We start from the raw sequence: 17,196 nt of genomic DNA on the forward strand, positions 1-17,196 counted from the left end.
GCGCGCGCTCGATCGACTCGCGGTCCAGCGGGTCGCCGAGCATCGGCGCGGTGTCGTCCGTGCCCGGCAGGACGCCCTGGATCAGGAGTTCCGCGTAGCGGCGCCAGGCGTCCGGGTCGTGTTCGCGGGTGGCGTCGGCGACCGCACCGACCATCGCGGTGAGCATCGGCAGGTCCCGGTAGTCGAAGCCGGGGCGGACGACGCCGGCGGTCTCGGCACGGCCGATGATCGCGGCGACCTGGCGTTCGAGCCGGTCGCGCTCCTGCACGATGGACGGACGGGCCTTGCCGGCACGGACGATGGCGTCGGCGAGGGCTCGGTCGCGGGCACGGAACGCGAAGACGCCCATCAGGTACACCCGGAGCGCCTCACGCGGGTCGGACACGTCCGCGGCGCGCGCTGCGGCGTCGTTCATGGCCTCGAACTTGGTGGCGAGCAGCGCCTCGATCAGGGAGTCCTTGTCGGCGAACCGTCGGTAGACGGTGCCGACCCCGACGCCGGCCTCGTGCGCGATGTCGTTCAACGTGACGGAGAGCCCGCGCTCCGCGAAGCACTTGCGCGCCGTCTGCAGGATCAGCTCACGGTTGCGCGCAGCGTCGGCGCGCAGCGGTCGCTCGAGGTCGGACACGGAGTCGGTGGTGCTCACGATCCGACCGTAGTTGCACTTTCTGGGAACAAGTGGATGCCCTCCTTCCGTTTCGGTCTACACTGACCACAAACGGATGCCTCGCATCCGGTTTCGTCACCACCACATCTCGGGAGTGCCCGACGGCGCGCACCTCCACCCCACCCTCCAACCTTCTCGAAGGAGGCTGCCGTGACGGCAGAACACACCGTGCCGACCCCCACCGGGACCGCACCCACGACTCCGGGCACCACCCCCGCCAAGAGCAACCACCGCTGGATCGCCCTGGCGGTCATCGCCCTCGCACAGCTGATGGTCGTGCTCGACGCGACCATCGTGAACATCGCCCTGCCCTCGGCCCAGGCCGACCTGGACTTCGGCACCGACCAGCGACAGTGGATCGTCACCGCGTACTCGCTGGCGTTCGGCTCGCTGCTGCTGCTCGGCGGTCGTCTCGGCGACCTGTTCGGCCGCAAGAACACCTTCATCATCGGGCTGGTCGGCTTCGCCGTCGCCTCGGTCCTCGGTGGCCTGGCCGACTCGTTCGGCCTGCTCGTCGCGGCCCGCGCGCTGCAGGGTGTCTTCGGCGCACTGCTCGCCCCGTCCGCACTCGGCATGCTGACCACCACGTTCCGCGACCCCAAGGAACGCGGTCGCGCGTTCGGCATCTTCGGGTCCATCGCCGGCTCGGGTGCGGCCATCGGCCTGCTGCTCGGCGGCGTGCTGACCGAGTACGCCTCGTGGCGCTGGTGCCTCTACGTCAACGTCGTCTTCGCCGTGCTCGGCGTGATCGGCGCCCTCGTCTTCATGGAGAAGCCGCCGAAGGTCGAGCGTCCGCGCATCGACGTCCTCGGGGTCATCACCATCACGCTCGGGCTGGTCGGCGTCGTCTACGGATTCTCGAACGCCGAGACGAACGGCTGGGACTCCCCCGTCACGATCGCCATGCTCGCCGGCGGTGTCGTGCTGATCGCCGCGTTCGTGTTCATCGAGACCCGCGTCGCCCACCCGCTGCTGCCCCTGCGCGTCGTGCTCGACCGTGACCGCGGCGGCTCGTTCATCGCGATCGGCCTGGTCGCGATCGGCATGTTCGGCATCTTCCTGTTCCTCACCTACTACCTGGAGCAGACCCTCGGCTTCAGCTCGCTGCAGACCGGTCTCGCGTTCCTGCCGATGCCGCTGTCGATCATGATCTCGGCGACGCAGATCGGTGGCCGCCTGCTGCCGCGCGTCGGGCCGAAGGTGCTCATCTTCGCCGGCGGCCTGGTCGCCGCGACCGGGCTCCTCCTGCTGCTCCGCACCGACCTGGACAGCTCCTACGCGGGCACCGTCCTGCCGGCGCTGATCGTGATCGGCCTCGGCATGGGCACGATCTTCTCGTCCGCGATGAACACCGCCACGACCGGGGTCGCTCGGGCCGATGCCGGTGTGGCCTCGGCGACGGTGAACACCATGCAGCAGATCGGTGGCTCGATCGGCACGGCGCTGCTGTCGACGATCTTCGCCGACGTGGTGTCGAACAGCCTGTCCGGGCTGTCCGCCGCCCCGACGAAGCTGCAGCAGGCCCAGGCCACGCTCGACGGCTACCACGTGGCGTTCGGCATCTCGGCCGGCGTGCTCGTGCTCGTCGCCCTGGCCGGCGGACTGCTCATCAACCGGCAGTCGGTGCGGGTCGAGCGGCTCGCACGTGCCGGGTCCGCCACGACGGGGAGCATCCCCGCCGCGGCACACTGACGCTGGCGGTTCGCTCCGCACCTTCGGCCCGTTCCGGTTCTGCCGGGGCGGGCCGTCGTGCGTGCCGGGGGGCGTCGGCGGGGCGGAGCGTCGGCGGGGGCGAGCGTCGGCGGGGGTGCCGACGCCGAACGACATCGTCGACGTCGTACGACGACGACATCGTCGCTCCGTGCACGCGCCGACAGTTGCACACGCGCGGGTGCGACAGAGTCGATGTCGTACGACGACGACACCGTCGTTCCGCGTCAGCAGCGCCACCCCGCCCGCACCCCGCCCCCACCCCCGGTTGCGCCGTGTGTCCACGACTCTGGCCCACGTCAGGGGTGCGGTTTATGGTGTGCGGCATGGCCCCCGTCCTGACCTCACCACTCGTGTCGACGCAGTGGCTCGCAGACCACCTCGGTGCTGACGAGCTCGTCGTGCTCGACGCCTCGGTGCACACGGTCGGGGCCGGGTTCGACACCACCTGGCTCCCCGGGCGGGACGCCCACGAGCAGCGCGGCCACGTGCCCGGTGCCCGCTTCGCCGACCTGATCGACGACTTCTCCGCCGCCGACGCCGACGTCCCGTTCACCCGCCCCGGCGCCGAGCGCTTCGAGGTCGCCGCGGCGCAGCTCGGCGTGACGAACACCTCGACCGTCGTGGTCTACGACGACAGCGTCGGTGAGTGGTCGGCACGCCTGTGGTGGATCTTCCGATCGTTCGGCTTCGACTCGGTCGCGGTGCTCGACGGTGGCTTCACGAAGTGGCGCGACGAGGGCCGCCCGGTCCGCGTGGGCGCACTCCGCACCCCCGCGGCACCGTCCGACCCCGATGCCGGCGCGTTCCTGGCCGGCGAGCAACGTGCGCTCTGGGCCGACCACGACCGTGTCACCCGAGCGGTCTCCGGCGAAGAGCCGGCGTCCCTGGTGTTCGCCGCGCCCTGGGCCGCCCTCGGCGACGACCACCCGCCGATCGTGCCGGGCAGCACCCCGATCACGGCGGACAACCTGGTGGACCCCGAGACGAACGCGTACCTGCGCGGTGCCGAACTCGAGCGGGCCTTCGCCGCGGTGATCGGTGCCGACGAGATCGTCACGTACTGCGGGGTGGGCAGCGCCGCGTGCGTCGACGCCCTCGCCCTGACGGTGCTCGGGCACGACCGGGTGAAGGTCTACGACGGTTCGCTCGCCGACTGGTGGCGGCACGAGCAGCTCGCCTCCTGACGGAACCGATCGCGGAACGACGGCCGCGCCTGCCGCACTACCGTTGCACCATGAGCACCAGACGCGCGGTCATCCTCGGCGGCACCGGCGGGATCGGCTCGGCCGTCGCACGTGCGCTCCTCGACGCCTCCGGCCGCGGCGGTGACGACTGGCAGGTGGACGTCCTCGCACGCCGAGGCGGCCCCGCAGCGGATGCGCTGACCGCTTCCGGCGCCACGTTCACGTCCGGTGACCGCCGCGACCGGTCCGTCCTGCGCGACCTGCTCCGCCCCGGAGCCGACCTGCTCGTCGACACCGTCGGCGCGACGCGCGACGACGCCCAGCAGCTCCTGCCGTTCCTCGACGACGTCGGCTCGACGGTCTTCGTCTCGTCGAAGGCCGTCTACGCCGACGAGCAGGGCCGGCACGCGAACTCGCTCGACAAGCCGGTGTTCGGCGGCGCGGTCACCGAGATCCAGCCCACGGTCGCCGCCGGGGACGGCGACCCGACGAGTCGTGACGGGTACGGCGCCGCGAAGGTGGCAGCCGAACAGGTCCTGCTCGACCACGGCGCCCCGGTCACCGTGCTCCGCCCGTCGAAGGTGTACGGCGTCGGCATCGGCCGCCCGCGGGAGTGGTTCGTCGTCCGCCGTGTGCTCGACGGCCGGGAGCGCATCCTGCTCGCCGACCACGGCCGCGGCGTCGACCACACGACGGCGGCGAGCGGCATCGGTTCGCTCGTCCGACTCGTGGCGGACGCACCGGACCGCCGGATCCTCAACGTCGCGGACGCCGCTGCCCCGACCGTGCTCGAGATCGTCCGCACGATCGCCGGACACCTGGACCACCGGTTCGACGAGGTCCTGCTCGACGAGGACGCGCCCGCCTTCGTGGGCGGCACGCCCTGGTCGTCGCCGTCGCCGTTCGTCCTCGACACCACGGCAGCACGAGCCCTGGGTTGGGAACCTCCGGAATTCCGGACCGCCGTCGCCCCGGAGCTGGCATGGCTCGTCGAGACCGCCCACGCCACCCCTGCCGACGGCGACGTCCCGTGGGCCGACGACCCGTTCTGGGAGCACCTGTTCGACTACGGCCCCGAGGATGCCGCACTCGCGCTCCTCTCCCTCAACCTGGGCTGACCCGGTGCTCCGGTCCGAGGTCCTGTTCATCGGCGGACGTTCCGGCGTGGGCAAGTCCACGGCGGCCGAGGCACTGCACGACCTGCTCGTCGCGGCGGACGTCCGCCACGCGGTGATCGAGGGCGACGTGCTCGACCTCGCCCACCCGGCACCGCACGTCGAACACCCCGAGGCGCACCTGGCCGAGCGGAACCTGGCCATGATCTGGGCCGGCTACCGGGCGATCGGTCACCACCGGCTCGTCTACACGAACACCGTGTCCGTGCTCGAGCACGAGCGCCTCGCTGCGGCGATGGGCGACGATCCGCTGGTGCGCGTCGTCCTGCTCCGCGCATCCGACGGCGCGACCGCTGACCGGCTCGCACGACGAGCGGGTGGTGCGGTCCCGCAGTCGCAGCTCGCGCACAGCACGCGGACGGCCGGGAGGCTCGACTCGGCCACCGCGGAGACGGTCACCCGGGTGGACACCGACGGCCAGGGCCCCGCCCAGGTGGCCGCACGGCTCGCGTCGATCACGGGGTGGCTCGAGCGCTGATCTCCCCGCTCGGCCTGTGCAGAGCGGGCGTCCCGTCCACAGATGTCCCGGGGCGGTGGTCCCCCCAGTCGCAGGCGGGCACGCTGGAGCCATGAACGACAACCGCCTCGGCACCTCGGTCAGCCCGTACCTGCGTCTGCACGCCGACAACCCCGTCGACTGGCGCGAGTGGGGTCCCGAGGCGTTCGCCGAAGCGCGCGAGCGCGGGGTCCCGGTGCTGGTGTCCGTCGGGTACGCCACGTGCCACTGGTGCCACGTCATGGCACGCGAGAGCTTCGCCGACCCGGAGATCGGCGAGCTGCTCCGGCGGGACTTCGTGTCGGTGAAGGTCGACCGCGAAGAACGGCCGGACGTCGACGCGAGCCTGATGGCCTCGGCCAGTGCGTTCACGCAACAGCTCGGCTGGCCGCTGACGACGTTCCTGACGCCCGACGGCCACGTCTTCTTCGCGGGGACGTACTTCCCACCCACTCCGGTCGGGCAGGTCCCGGCGTTCCGGCAGATCCTGGCCGCGGTGCTCGACGCCTGGACCGAGCGTCGGCACGAGGTCGACGCGAACGCCTCGGCCATCGCGACGGCGATCCGGCAGGGCGCCGCGGCGGACGCAGCCACCCGCTCGGGCGAGGGCGGTGCCGGAGCCGACCCGGGCCTCCCGTCCGACGACGCCATCCGGGCCGTCACGGACCAGCTGTCCCAGGCAGAGGACACCACCTACGGCGGTTTCGGCGGCGCGCCGAAGTTCCCGAGCACACCGCTGCTCGAGTTCCTCGCCGACGCGGCGGCCGACGGCGACGCCGACGCCGACGGGCTGCTCGACCGGTCGTTGCACGCGATCCGCGCGTCCGAGCTGACCGACGCCGACGGCGGCGTCTTCCGGTACGCCACCAAACGCGACTGGAGCGTGCCGCACTACGAACGGATGCTCTACGACAACGCGGGGCTGCTCGCCGTCGCGGGGGCCGAGCAGGCCCGCGGCATCGCCGACTTCCTCCGGGACACCCTGCGCCGTGCCGACGGGGCTTTCGTCGCCGCGCAGGACAGCGAGTCGACCATCGACGGCCGTCGGGTCGAGGGCGAGTGGTACCGCCGACCGGTCGCCGAGCGCGCCCAGCTCGACCCGCCACCGCTGGACGACCAGGTCCTCACGGGCTGGAACGGCCTGGCGATCCGGGGGCTGGCGATCGCCGGCGCACGGCACGGTGACCCGGAACTCGTCGCGCTCGCGCGGGGAGCGGCGGACGCGGTCCTCGCCGCCCACGTGCAGGACGGCCACGTGGCGGTGCGGTCGAGCACACCGCGCGGGGCGTCCTCTGCTCCGGCAACCGTCGAGGACGTCGGACTGCTCGCCGAAGGGCTGCTCGAACTGGCCCTGGTGACGGGCGAGGTCTCCTACGCGGCCGTCGCACGCTCGCTGGTCGACGACGGCCTGGCCGAACGCTTCGACGTCGACCCGGTGCTCGCCGCCGCGGGGACGGCCACGGGCGAACAGCCGCAGACCGCGATGCGGTCCGGCACCGTGGCGCTGGCGTCGGCCGCCGCGACGCTCGGGGCGCTGACGGGCGACGGGGCGCTGCGGGTCGCCGCGGCACGACTCGTCGCCGACCGCGCCCGCACCGGGACGGAGCGACCCCTCGGTCACGCGGACGCCCTCGGTGTCGCCCTCGCCCTGCAACGGCCGTCGCGCGAGATCGTCGTCGTCACGAGCGGCACCGACGACCCGATGCGGGCCGTGGCACACCGTGCTCGGCGCCCCGGTACGGTCGTCGCCACCACCACGCCGGAGCAGGCACGCGACTGGGCCGAGGCCGGGTTCTCGTTGTTCGAGGGTCGCGACGTGCTCGACCCTGCCGCGTACGTCTGCCACGACCGGGTGTGCGAACTGCCGTCCCGGTCGGCGGACGCCCTGGCCCAGCAGATCGCCTGACGAACCAGCCGCTCGGCGCGCCTGTATCCTGAAATGCTCATGTCTTCTCCGCTGCCCGTCATCACGTACCCGCCCGAACTGCCGGTCTCGCAGCGGCGGGACGACATCGCGGCTGCCATCCGTGACAACCAGGTGGTCATCGTCGCCGGGGCCACCGGTTCGGGCAAGACCACGCAGCTGCCGAAGATCTGCCTCGAGCTCGGTCGTGAGCACATCGGGCACACCCAGCCCCGCCGGATCGCGGCGCGGACCATCGCCGAGCGCGTGGCGGAAGAACTGGGCGGCGGGGAGCTCGGCGGGCTCGTCGGCTACCAGGTCCGGTTCACCGACAAGGTCAGCTCCGAGACCCGCGTGAAGCTGATGACCGACGGCATCCTGCTGAACGAGATCCACTTCGACCGCGACCTGAAGCGGTACGACACGATCATCATCGACGAGGCACACGAGCGGTCCCTGACGATCGACTTCCTGCTGGGCTACCTGAAGCGACTGCTCCCCCGTCGCCCCGACCTGAAGCTCATCATCACGAGTGCGACGATCGACCCGGAGTCGTTCTCGAAGCACTTCGACGACGCCCCCATCATCGAGGTGTCCGGCCGCACCTACCCGGTCGAGATCCGGTACCGCCCCCTCGTCGCCGAAGACCAGGACGACGACGCCGACGACGAGTCGGACTCCCGCACCGGTGACAGCGGCAACGCAGCCGACGACCGCGACACCCTGCAGGGCATCACCGACGCCCTCGACGAGCTGGCGCAGGAGGACCCGGGCGACGTGCTCGTGTTCCTGTCCGGCGAGAACGAGATCCGCGACGCGCAGGACGCGATCGAGGGCAAGCGCTACCCGGGCACCGAGGTCCTGCCGCTGTACGGCCGCCTGTCCGCGGCCGACCAGCACCGGGTCTTCGAGCGCCGGCACACCCCGGGCATCCGCCGTCGTGTCGTCCTCGCCACGAACGTCGCCGAGACCTCACTGACCGTGCCCGGCATCAAGTACGTGATCGACACCGGGACGGCGCGCATCTCGCGGTACTCCCCGCGGGCCAAGGTGCAGCGCCTGCCGATCGAGGCGATCTCGCAGGCCAGCGCCAGCCAGCGTTCCGGTCGAGCGGGCCGCACCAGTGCCGGCATCGCGATCCGGCTCTACTCCGAGGACGACTTCGGCCGACGCCCCGAGTACACCGACCCCGAGATCCTCCGCACGAACCTCGCCGCGGTGATCCTGCAGATGATCTCGCTCGGCTTCGGGGACATCGAGTCGTTCCCGTTCCTGCAGCCGCCGGACAGCCGGGGCGTGAAGGACGGCCTCGACCTGCTCCGCGAGCTCCGTGCCGTCGACAAGGACGGCCGCATCACGAAGTCCGGGCGACAGCTGACCCGGCTGCCGATCGACCCCCGGCTCGGTCGGATGGTGCTCGAGGCCGGACGGCAGGGCGTCGGACGCGAGGTCATCGCGATCGTCAGCGCCCTGAGCATCCAGGACCCCCGCGAGCGCCCGCTCGAGAAGCGCGCGCACGCCGACCAGCTGCACGCCCGCTTCGCCGACCCGACGAGCGACTTCCTGACCCTGCTGAACCTCTGGAACCACATCGAGGACCAGCAGGAGGAACTCTCGTCGAGCGCGTTCCGCCGACTGTGCAAGGCCGAGTTCCTGAACTACCTGCGCATCCGCGAGTGGCAGGACCTGTACCGGCAGCTCTCCCGTGCCGCGAAGCAGGTCGACGTCCGAGTCGGGCAGTCCCGCTCCGACGACGGCGACGCCGTGCACCGCGCGCTGCTCGCCGGACTCCTCAGCCAGATCGGGCTGCGGGACCGCGAGAAGCGCGACTACCTCGGCTCCCGGAACACCCGGTTCGTGGTGTTCCCGGGCAGCGTGCTCGCGAAGAAGCAGCCGGACGCTGTCATGGCCGCCGAGCTCGTCGAGACCAGCCGGCTGTTCGCCCGGACCGTCGGCCGGATCGACCCCGCCTGGGTGGAGCCACTCGCCGGTGACCTGCTCAAGCGCACCTACGGCGAGCCGCACTGGGAGAAGAAGCAGGGCGCGGTCGTCGCCTACGAGCGGGTGACCCTGTTCGGTGTCCCGATCGTGCAGCGCCGACGCGTGCAGTACTCGCGGATCGACCCGGAACACTCCCGCGAGCTCTTCATCCGGCACGCCCTGGTCGAGGGCGAGTGGGAATCGCAGCAGGCCTTCGACCGCGCCAACCGGAAGCTCCGCAAGGAACTCGAGCAGCTCGAGGAACGCACCCGCCGCCGGGACATCCTGCTCGACGACGAGAACGTCTACGAGTTCTACGACGCCCGCATCCCGGCCGACGTCGCCACGACCCGCGACTTCGAGGGGTGGTGGCGGACCACCCGCCGTGAGCAGCCGGACCTGCTCACGATGCGCCGGTCCGACCTGCTGGACGAATCAGCGGCCGAGGCCGCCGAGGACGACGTCGAGTACCCCACCCAGTGGCGGAGCGGCGACCAGCGTCTCGCCATCCAGTACCGCTTCGAGCCCGGTGCACAGGACGACGGCGTCAGCGTGCAGGTCCCCCTCGCGCTCCTGCCACGGATGCGTGAAGAGGGCTTCGACTGGCAGGTGCGCGGCCTCCGCAAGGAACTCGTCACCGCGCTCATCAAGTCGCTGCCGAAGCAGATCCGCAAGAACGTCGTGCCCGCTGCCGACTGGGCCGAGAAGATCGTCGCCGAGCTGCCCGACGACGCCCCGACCGAGCCGACGGAGTCGTTCCGCGCCACCCTCGCCAAGGCGATCCAGCGCATGACCTACGTGCCGGTCTCCGAGTCCGACTTCGACCTGTCCCGTGTCCCCGCGCACCTGCTGCCGACGTGGGCCGTGGTCGACGAGCGTGGTCGCCGGGTCGAGACCGGCAAGGACCTGTCGGCCCTGCAGACCAAGCTCAAGGACCGGACCCAGCAGAGCGTCGCCTCCGCCACGGCGAAGGGCGCGGGACGGACCGGAGGCGCGGCTCGCGTCGCCTCCGCCGGCGCCGGTCGCCCGCTGGAACAGTCCGGACTCACCGCCTGGCCCGACCAGGACCTGCCGCAGACCCTCGACACCAAGCAAGCCGGCGGCGTCATCCGCGCGTACCCGTCCCTGGTCGAGGAAGGCGCCGGTCCGAAGGCGACCGTCGGCGTGCAGCTGCTCGCCACCCCGTCCGACCGCGTCGTCCGGATGCCCGCCGGGGTCCGCCGCCTGGTGATGCACGCGGTGCCGTCGCCCGTGTCGTACATCCAGTCGCACCTGACCGCGCAGGAGAAGCTCGCGCTCGCCGCCAGCCCCTACCCGTCGACCGCCGCGCTGTTCGACGACGTGCTGGCCGCCGTGGTCGACGCCGGCATCCGTCGGGCCCACCCGGACGGCCTCGTCTTCACGAAGGCCGAGTTCGAGGCCGTCCGCGATGCCGTGTCGGGCTCCGTCGTCGACACGATGTTCACCGCGGTGTCCGAGGTCGCGGCCGTCCTGGCCGCACAGCGCTCCGCCGAACGAGCACTCAAGCAGGCGAACTCGATGTCGCTGCTCGCCGCCCTCAGCGACATGCGGCAGCAGATGGAGCGCCTGGTGTTCCCGGGGTTCGTCGCCGTCGCGGGGCTCGGCCGACTGCGCCGCATCCGCGTGTACCTGCAGGGCATCGAGGCGCGCGTGCAGAAGCTGCTGCAGAACCCCGGACGCGACGCGACCTGGATGCGCGAGGTGACCGTGGCGACCGACCGCTACACCGATGCCGGCGGCACCTTCCCGCCCGCGGTCGGGGCGCACCCGGAACTCGTGCACGCTCGGTGGATGCTCGAGGAGTTCCGGCTCAGCCTGTTCGCGCAGGAACTCGGGACCGCCGAGACCGTCTCGTTGCAGCGGATCACGAAGGCGCTGACCGCCGCACGCTGATGGGTCTACCGTGTCGGCCATGATCGGCACACTCGACGTCGTCGTCCTGGACTGCCCGGACACCCGCGCCCTCGCCCGCTTCTACGCCGAGCTGCTCGGCGGGGAGATCGTCGGCTTCGACGAGGACTGGGCGGAGCTCGCCCTCCCGTTCACCGACCACCGTCCGATCCTGGCGTTCCAGCAGGTCCACGACTACCGGGCGCCGGAGTGGCCCGGGCAGGCGGTGCCGCAGCAGAGCCACCTCGACGTGAAGGTCGACGACCTGGACGACGGCGAGGCCGCGGTGCTCGCGATCGGTGCGACGGCGACGGGGTCGGGTACGGAGACGTTCCGCGTCTACCTCGACCCCGCGGGGCACCCGTTCTGCCTCATCCGGCCGTCGGACTGACCGGTTCGGTCGCCAGACCCTCGACCACGGTCACGTTCGGCAGCGCGGTGAGTGCGGCGCCGGGCAGGAACAGCTTGGCGGCGCGACGACCGGCACCGATGACGACCTCGGGGGCGTCGAGGACGCGCGCGTCGATGTAGAGCGGCCACGAGGACGGCAGCCCGATCGGGGTGATGCCGCCGTACTCCATGCCGGTCAGCTCGACCGCTTCGTCCATCGGGGCGAAGCTCGCCTTGCGGACGTCGAGCAGCTGCTTCACGACGCGGTTGACGTCGAGCTTGGTCGATGCGAGGACGACGCAGGCGGCGTAGCGGACCTCGTCGCCGCGCTTCCCCGCGACGACGATGCAGTTGGCGCCGCCGGCCAGCGGGTAGCCGTACGCCTCCGAGAACGCGGCGGTGTCGGCCAGGTCGGCGTCGATCGGGGCCCCCTCGATCTTCATGACGACCTCGGTCGGCAACGCGACCAGGGCTTCGGCGACGGGGATCGCGAGGAATCCGGTGGCGACCAGGGCGGGAACACGTTCGAGCGTCGGCATGGCTCCACCGTAGGGAAGCGATCCCGCACGAGGGTGGAGCCATGACCGAACTCCGGGCGATCGACGTCGACCAGTGGCCCCGCCGGGAGCACTTCGAGCACTACCGGCACCGCGTGCCCTGCGCGTACGAGGTGACCGTCGAACTCGACGTCACCGCCTTCGTCGAGCGCATCCGAGCAACCGGCCGTCGGACCTACGCGTCGCAGCTCTGGGCGATCGCGACCGTGGTGAACCGGCACGACGAGTTCCGGATGCAGCTGCTCGACGACGGCTCCCCCGCCGTGTGGGACCGTGTCCACCCGATGTTCACCGTGTTCCACCCGGACACCGAGACGTTCTCCGCTCTCGTCGTGCCGTACGACGACGACTTCGGCACCTTCCACGACGCTGTGGTGTCGACGATGGCGCAGTACCGGGACGACACCCGGATGTTCCCGCAGGACGACCGGCCCGGCAACGTCTTCGACGTCTCGACGCTGCCGGGAGCATCGTTCACCGGCTTCTCGTTGCAGGTGCGCGACGGCTGGGACCACCTGCTGCCGATCATCACGCTCGGCGGGTACCGGACCACTGGTGACCGGACGCTGCTGCCGCTGGCGTTGCACGTCGACCACGCCGCTGCCGACGGCTTCCACACGACCCGACTGCTGCGTGAGCTCGAGGAGCTCTTCGCCGCCCCTGGCTGGCTCGGCTGACCGTGCCCGTCCTCCCACCGCATCTCCTACGCTGACCCCATGACGTCGCAGTCGGAGACCCCCGCCCGCAAACGCATCGGGCTCGTCGGCGCGGGCGGCATCTCGGTCGCCCACCTGCCCGGGCTGCTCCGCCTGGGCGACGTGGTGGTGCACGCTCGCGAGGGCGCCCACGAACTCGTCGCCGCGTTCACCGACACCGCCCGGGCCGAGGGCAGCACGATCACCGTCGCCGACAGCCTCGACGAACTCCTCGCCGCGGTCGACGTCGTCGACGTGGTGGTCCCGACGCACGCCCACGCCGAGGTCGTCCGTGCGGCGATCGCGGCCGGCAAGGACGTCGTCTCCGAGAAGCCGCTGGCCCGGACCGACGCGGACGCGGCGGACCTGGCGGCGCGCGCTGCGGACGCAGGCGTGCAGCTCTACCCGGCCCAGGTGGTGCGCTGGTTCCCCGCGTACGCGCGCCTGCACGAAGCCGCGACCACGGGCCTCCTGGGCGACCTGGCGGTGTTGCGGTTCTCGCGGTCCGGTGCCTTCCCCACCCACGTTCCCTGGTTCGGCGACCGCGCGCTGTCGGGCGGGATCGTGATGGACCAGATGATCCACGACCTCGACATCGCACGCTGGGTGGCGGGCGAGGTGACCCGGGTGTCGGCGGTGAGCGTCCGCGCGGGTTCCGAGGCCGAGCCGGTCGAGGCGGCGCACGTCCTGCTCACGCACGAGTCGGGCGCGATCAGCCACGTCGCCGGGCTGTGGGGGCCGCAGCACCTCGCCTTCACGACCGAGTACTCGGTGACGGGGACGCTCGGCAGCCTGTCGCACTCGTCCCGGGCCGAGGAGGACACCCGCAGTGACCTCGCGGCACCGGCCTCCGTGGACGGTTTCCTGCCGACGGTCGACCCGGCGGAGGACCCGTACGCGCTGGAGCTCGCCGACTTCCTCGCCGCGTTCGACGGTGGTGCACCGCCCCGGGTGACCGTGGACGACGGCGTCGCTGCGGTGCGGATCGCGAACGCGGCGATCGCCTCGATCGAGTCCGGCCAGCCGGTGGAGGTGTCGCGGTGACGCTCCGGGTCGGGGTGCTCTCCTTCGCCCACACGCACGCCATCAGCTACCTCGGTGCCCTGGCGGCGATGCCCGACGTCGAGGTGCGCGGCACGGATCCGGACGGCACCTCGACGGGGACGGAGCTCGGCGACCTGCGCGGAGCCGAACTGGCACGCGCGCTCGGCGTCGGGTACGCGGACTCCGTCGACGAGCTGCTCGCCTGGGGTCCGGACGCGGTGATCGTCACGAGCGAGAACGCCCGGCACCGCGAGCACGTCGAGCTCGCGGCGGCAGCGGGGGCACACGTGCTCTGCGAGAAGCCGCTCGCGACCTCGTGGCAGGACGGCCTCGCCATCCGCGATGCGGTGGACCGCGCCGGGGTGCTGCTCATGATGGCGTTCCCGGTGCGCTTCGCCTCGGCGTTCGACCGGCTGCGCGCGACGCGGGACTCGGGCGCACTCGGCAGGGTGTTCTCGGTGCGGGGCGCGAACAACGGCATGCTGCCCCCCGCCCGGGACTGGTTCACCGATGTCCGGTCGAGCGGAGGCGGCGCCCTCGTCGACCACGTCGTGCACGTCGCCGACCTGATCGACGGGCTGACCGGCGCGGCGCCGGTGTCCGTCACCGCCGTCGCCAACCGGGTGCTGCACGCGGACCGAGCGAACGCCGAGACCGCGGGCCTGGTGACCATCACGTACGACGACGGCACGATCGCGGCGATCGACTGCTCGTGGAGCCGACCGGACACGTCGCCGGTGTGGGGCGGACTGACGCTCGACGTCGCCGGGACCGGTGGCACGGTGTCGGTGGACTTCTTCGGGGCGGCTGCTCGCGGACTCGACGCGGTCGGGGGCCGGCCGATCGAACTCCGGTACGGACCCGACCACGACCTGCCGATGCTCCGGACGTTCCTGGCGGCCGTGGCATCGGGCGAGCAGCCGCAGCCGGACGTCGCGGTCGGGCTGCGGACGCTGTCGATCGTGCTCGCGGCGCAGGAGTCGGTGCGGACGGGCAGGACGGTGGCGGTCACCCCGGCGTGATGCGGGAGCGCCGCAGCGCGAGTCCGATGTGACCGTCCAGGTCGACGTCGCGCAGCCGCGGCCTCGTCCGCGTGCTCGTCCGCGTCTTCGTCGTCGTCGTCGTCGTCTTCGTCTTCGTCGTCGTCTTCGTCGTCGTCTTCGGAGGCGAGGCGGATTCGCGTCGTGCCGTCCCCGGCGGTATGTTCGGGGCGCGCGGTAGGGACCGCGCATCGTGAGGCAAGGGGTAGCTCGTGACGGTCGCGCCGGCGCGCGCAGCGCGACACGCTCCTGTCGCGCGCCACCGTGCTCGTCACAACGCTCGCCGTCCGGGTGGTGCGGCCGACACCAGGAAGCTGCGACTCGAGATCCAGGCCGTCCGTGCCATCGCCATCGGGGCGGTGGTGCTCTACCACCTGTTCCCCGAGGTGCTGCCCGGTGGCTACGTCGGCGTCGACGTCTTCTTCGTGATCTCGGGCTTCCTCATCACCGCGCACATCGCGAAACCGCTGGCCACCGGCCGGTTCAGCTTCCGGGCCTTCTACGCTCGACGTGCCTGGCGACTCCTGCCGGCGTCGATGGCGACGCTCTTCGTGACCGTGATCCTGACCGCGGTGTTCGTCCCCCGGACGCTCTGGAAGGACTTCACCGAGCAGATCATCGCCAGCGCGCTCTACGTCGAGAACTGGGCGCTCGCGGGCAACGCCGTCGACTACTCCGCCCTGGCGTCCGACGCGAGCATCGTGCAGCACTTCTGGTCGCTGTCGACCGAGGAGCAGTTCTACGCCGTCTGGCCGCTCGTCCTCTGGTTCTGCGCCTTCGTGCGGTACCGGCGCCGACGCCGGAACGGTGTGTCCCTCGCTCCGGCGATCGCCGTCGCGCTGGGCATCGTGTTCGTGCTGTCGTTGGCGTACTCGATCTGGGCGACGGCGCACACCCCGGCGTCCTACTTCCTCACCACGACCAGGGCGTGGGAGTTCGCCGCGGGCGGCCTGCTCTGGCTCGGCCTGCAGCGCGTCCGGATCCCCGCGGCGCTGGCGGCAGCGATGAGCTGGACCGGCCTCATCCTGGTCGCGACGACCGCGCTCCGGTTCGACGCGTCGACGCCGTTCCCGAGCTGGACGGCGCTCATCCCCATCATCGGGGTCTCGCTCGTCATCGCGGGCGGGATGCCCGAGCCCGCGTGGAGCCCGGCGTTCCTGTACCGGCTGCGCCCCGTGCAGTGGCTCGGGGACGTGTCGTACTCGCTCTACCTCTGGCACTGGCCGCTGCTGATCGTGATGCCCTTCGTGATCGGGACCCCCACGGGCGAAGCGACCCCGCTCTGGGCGAAGGGCATCGTGCTCGGCGTCGCGCTCGTCCTCGCCCACTTCTCGCGCCGGTTGATCGAGCAGCCCGTGATCGCGTTCTCCAGCGAGCGCATGCGCGCGCGGCACCCGCGGCACCGCGGCGTCCTGGTGCTCGCGATCGCCGGCATGCTCGTCGTCGCCGTGCCCGCCGCCAGCATGTACTGGTCGGTGGTGCGGGAGGAGACCGCGGGCGCCGCAACCGGGGTCACCGTCACCGCGGACGGCACGCTGACCAGCCGAGCCTGTCACGGTGCCGCAGCGATGCAGCCCGGGGCGGACTGCCCGCAGGTGGACGCGGCCGACATCACGCCCAGCCCGGTGCAGGCGGGGTCCGACGCGTTCGCCGACCAGTCCGGCGCCGGGTGCCAGGTCGCGGGCGACGACACCACGGTCCGGGGCTGCGAGGTCGGCGACCCCGACGGCACCGTGCGGCTGGCGATCGTCGGCGACTCCCACGCCGCCAACTACGTGCCGTCCCTCGAGCTCATCGCGAAGGCGAAGCACTGGAGCCTCACCACCTACCTGCACTCCGGCTGCCCGATGACCCGGGCACTCGTGACCCCGTCGTGCAACACCTGGAAGGCCGACACCCTCGAGCGGCTGCAGCAGGAGCGGTACGACGTCGTGTTCGTCGCCGCGATGTCCCGCACGCCGTGGCCGCACGGCATCATCCGGCACGCCGACGAGATGACGCCCCAGGTCCGCGACGACGCGGCTGGCCAGTACGCGAAGACCTGGGTGCGCCTGCAGCAGGCCGGGTCGAGCATCGTGGCCCTGCGCGACAACCCCGACCCGGGCATCGGCGGCGTGTCCGACGTGCCGAGCTGCGTCGAACAGCACGGTGACGGCGCCGCCTGCGACGTCTCCGAGGCCGACGCGCTGATCGACGACCCGGTTGCGCAGGCCGCGCGGACCACGCCGGGCGTCACGCTGATCGACTCCACAGCGATGTTCTGCGCCGACGGCACCTGCCCCTCGGTCATCGGCGGCGTCGTCGTCTACCGACAGGTGCAACACGTCACGCAGACCTACGCACGATCCATGGCGCCGTTCCTCGAGCCGAAGGTGACCGCTGCGGTCGAGGCCGCCGTCGCCGGCTGAGGTAGCTGCAACGGCCGCGACGGCCGCGACGGC

The 17,196-nt window shown here is 71.8% G+C and carries 14 protein-coding genes; 12 read left to right on the plus strand and 2 right to left on the minus strand.

Annotated elements, in window-relative coordinates:
* Positions 1-646, minus strand: a 646-nt coding sequence (locus ABRP24_RS00005; RefSeq protein WP_371836695.1) for a TetR/AcrR family transcriptional regulator, incomplete at its 3' end; no start/stop codon positions are given.
* Between the two features lie 171 nt (positions 647-817).
* On the opposite strand from ABRP24_RS00005, the gene ABRP24_RS00010 reads away from it, so the two are divergent.
* The 7 genes from ABRP24_RS00010 (at position 818) to ABRP24_RS00040 (ending at position 11,420) form a co-directional block, all read left to right on the plus strand.
* Complete coding sequence (locus ABRP24_RS00010; RefSeq protein WP_138801794.1) at positions 818-2,359, plus strand: MFS transporter; 1,542 nt, start codon at positions 818-820, stop codon at positions 2,357-2,359.
* A gap of 344 nt (positions 2,360-2,703) precedes the next feature.
* Positions 2,704-3,564, plus strand: a complete 861-nt coding sequence (locus ABRP24_RS00015; protein ID WP_301599915.1) for a rhodanese-like domain-containing protein — start codon at positions 2,704-2,706, stop codon at positions 3,562-3,564.
* Positions 3,565-3,614: 50 nt separating this feature from the next.
* A complete protein-coding gene (locus tag ABRP24_RS00020) occupies positions 3,615-4,682 on the plus strand; it encodes an NAD-dependent epimerase/dehydratase family protein (protein WP_301599916.1) in 1,068 nt (355 codons plus the stop codon).
* A gap of 4 nt (positions 4,683-4,686) precedes the next feature.
* Positions 4,687-5,217 carry an ATPase gene (locus ABRP24_RS00025; RefSeq protein WP_139179100.1) on the plus strand — a complete coding sequence of 177 codons (531 nt, stop codon included), beginning with the start codon at positions 4,687-4,689 and terminating at the stop codon, positions 5,215-5,217.
* Between the two features lie 91 nt (positions 5,218-5,308).
* Entirely contained in the window at positions 5,309-7,141 is a 1,833-nt protein-coding gene (locus tag ABRP24_RS00030; protein ID WP_301599917.1) for a DUF255 domain-containing protein, read from the plus strand.
* Positions 7,142-7,180: 39 nt separating this feature from the next.
* Entirely contained in the window at positions 7,181-11,032 is a 3,852-nt protein-coding gene (hrpA, locus tag ABRP24_RS00035; RefSeq protein WP_349849703.1) for an ATP-dependent RNA helicase HrpA, read from the plus strand.
* A 19-nt stretch (positions 11,033-11,051) separates the two neighbouring features.
* Positions 11,052-11,420 (plus strand): VOC family protein, encoded by a 369-nt coding sequence (locus ABRP24_RS00040; RefSeq protein WP_214527418.1) that lies wholly within the window; start codon positions 11,052-11,054, stop codon positions 11,418-11,420.
* Here the strand turns inward: ABRP24_RS00040 and ABRP24_RS00045 are convergent.
* Positions 11,401-11,958 carry a YbaK/EbsC family protein gene (locus tag ABRP24_RS00045; RefSeq protein WP_071246993.1) on the minus strand — a complete coding sequence of 186 codons (558 nt, stop codon included), beginning with the start codon at positions 11,956-11,958 and terminating at the stop codon, positions 11,401-11,403. The genes ABRP24_RS00040 and ABRP24_RS00045 overlap by 20 nt on opposite strands.
* Before the next feature lie 41 nt (positions 11,959-11,999).
* On the opposite strand from ABRP24_RS00045, the gene ABRP24_RS00050 reads away from it, so the two are divergent.
* The 5 genes from ABRP24_RS00050 to ABRP24_RS00070 all read left to right on the plus strand — a co-directional run bounded on the left by ABRP24_RS00050 (position 12,000) and on the right by ABRP24_RS00070 (position 17,163).
* Complete coding sequence (locus tag ABRP24_RS00050) at positions 12,000-12,653, plus strand: CatA-like O-acetyltransferase (protein ID WP_349849700.1); 654 nt, start codon at positions 12,000-12,002, stop codon at positions 12,651-12,653.
* Positions 12,654-12,692: 39 nt separating this feature from the next.
* The gene (locus tag ABRP24_RS00055; RefSeq protein WP_349849698.1) at positions 12,693-13,715 is read left to right on the plus strand and encodes a Gfo/Idh/MocA family oxidoreductase; all 1,023 of its coding nucleotides are present in this window, start codon (positions 12,693-12,695) and stop codon (positions 13,713-13,715) included.
* Positions 13,712-14,737 carry a Gfo/Idh/MocA family oxidoreductase gene (locus tag ABRP24_RS00060; RefSeq protein ID WP_349849696.1) on the plus strand — a complete coding sequence of 342 codons (1,026 nt, stop codon included), beginning with the start codon at positions 13,712-13,714 and terminating at the stop codon, positions 14,735-14,737. The genes ABRP24_RS00055 and ABRP24_RS00060 overlap by 4 nt, the downstream gene beginning before the upstream one ends.
* Positions 14,738-14,808: 71 nt before the next feature.
* The gene (locus tag ABRP24_RS00065; RefSeq protein WP_349849694.1) at positions 14,809-14,952 is read left to right on the plus strand and encodes a hypothetical protein; all 144 of its coding nucleotides are present in this window, start codon (positions 14,809-14,811) and stop codon (positions 14,950-14,952) included.
* A gap of 15 nt (positions 14,953-14,967) precedes the next feature.
* Positions 14,968-17,163, plus strand: a complete 2,196-nt coding sequence (locus ABRP24_RS00070; RefSeq protein ID WP_301599924.1) for an acyltransferase family protein — start codon at positions 14,968-14,970, stop codon at positions 17,161-17,163.
* Positions 17,164-17,196: the final 33 nt, after the last annotated feature.

The sequence above is a fragment of the Curtobacterium sp. WHRI 8282 genome (assembly GCF_040223925.2).
Taxonomy (GTDB): Bacteria; Actinomycetota; Actinomycetes; order Actinomycetales; family Microbacteriaceae; genus Curtobacterium; species Curtobacterium flaccumfaciens.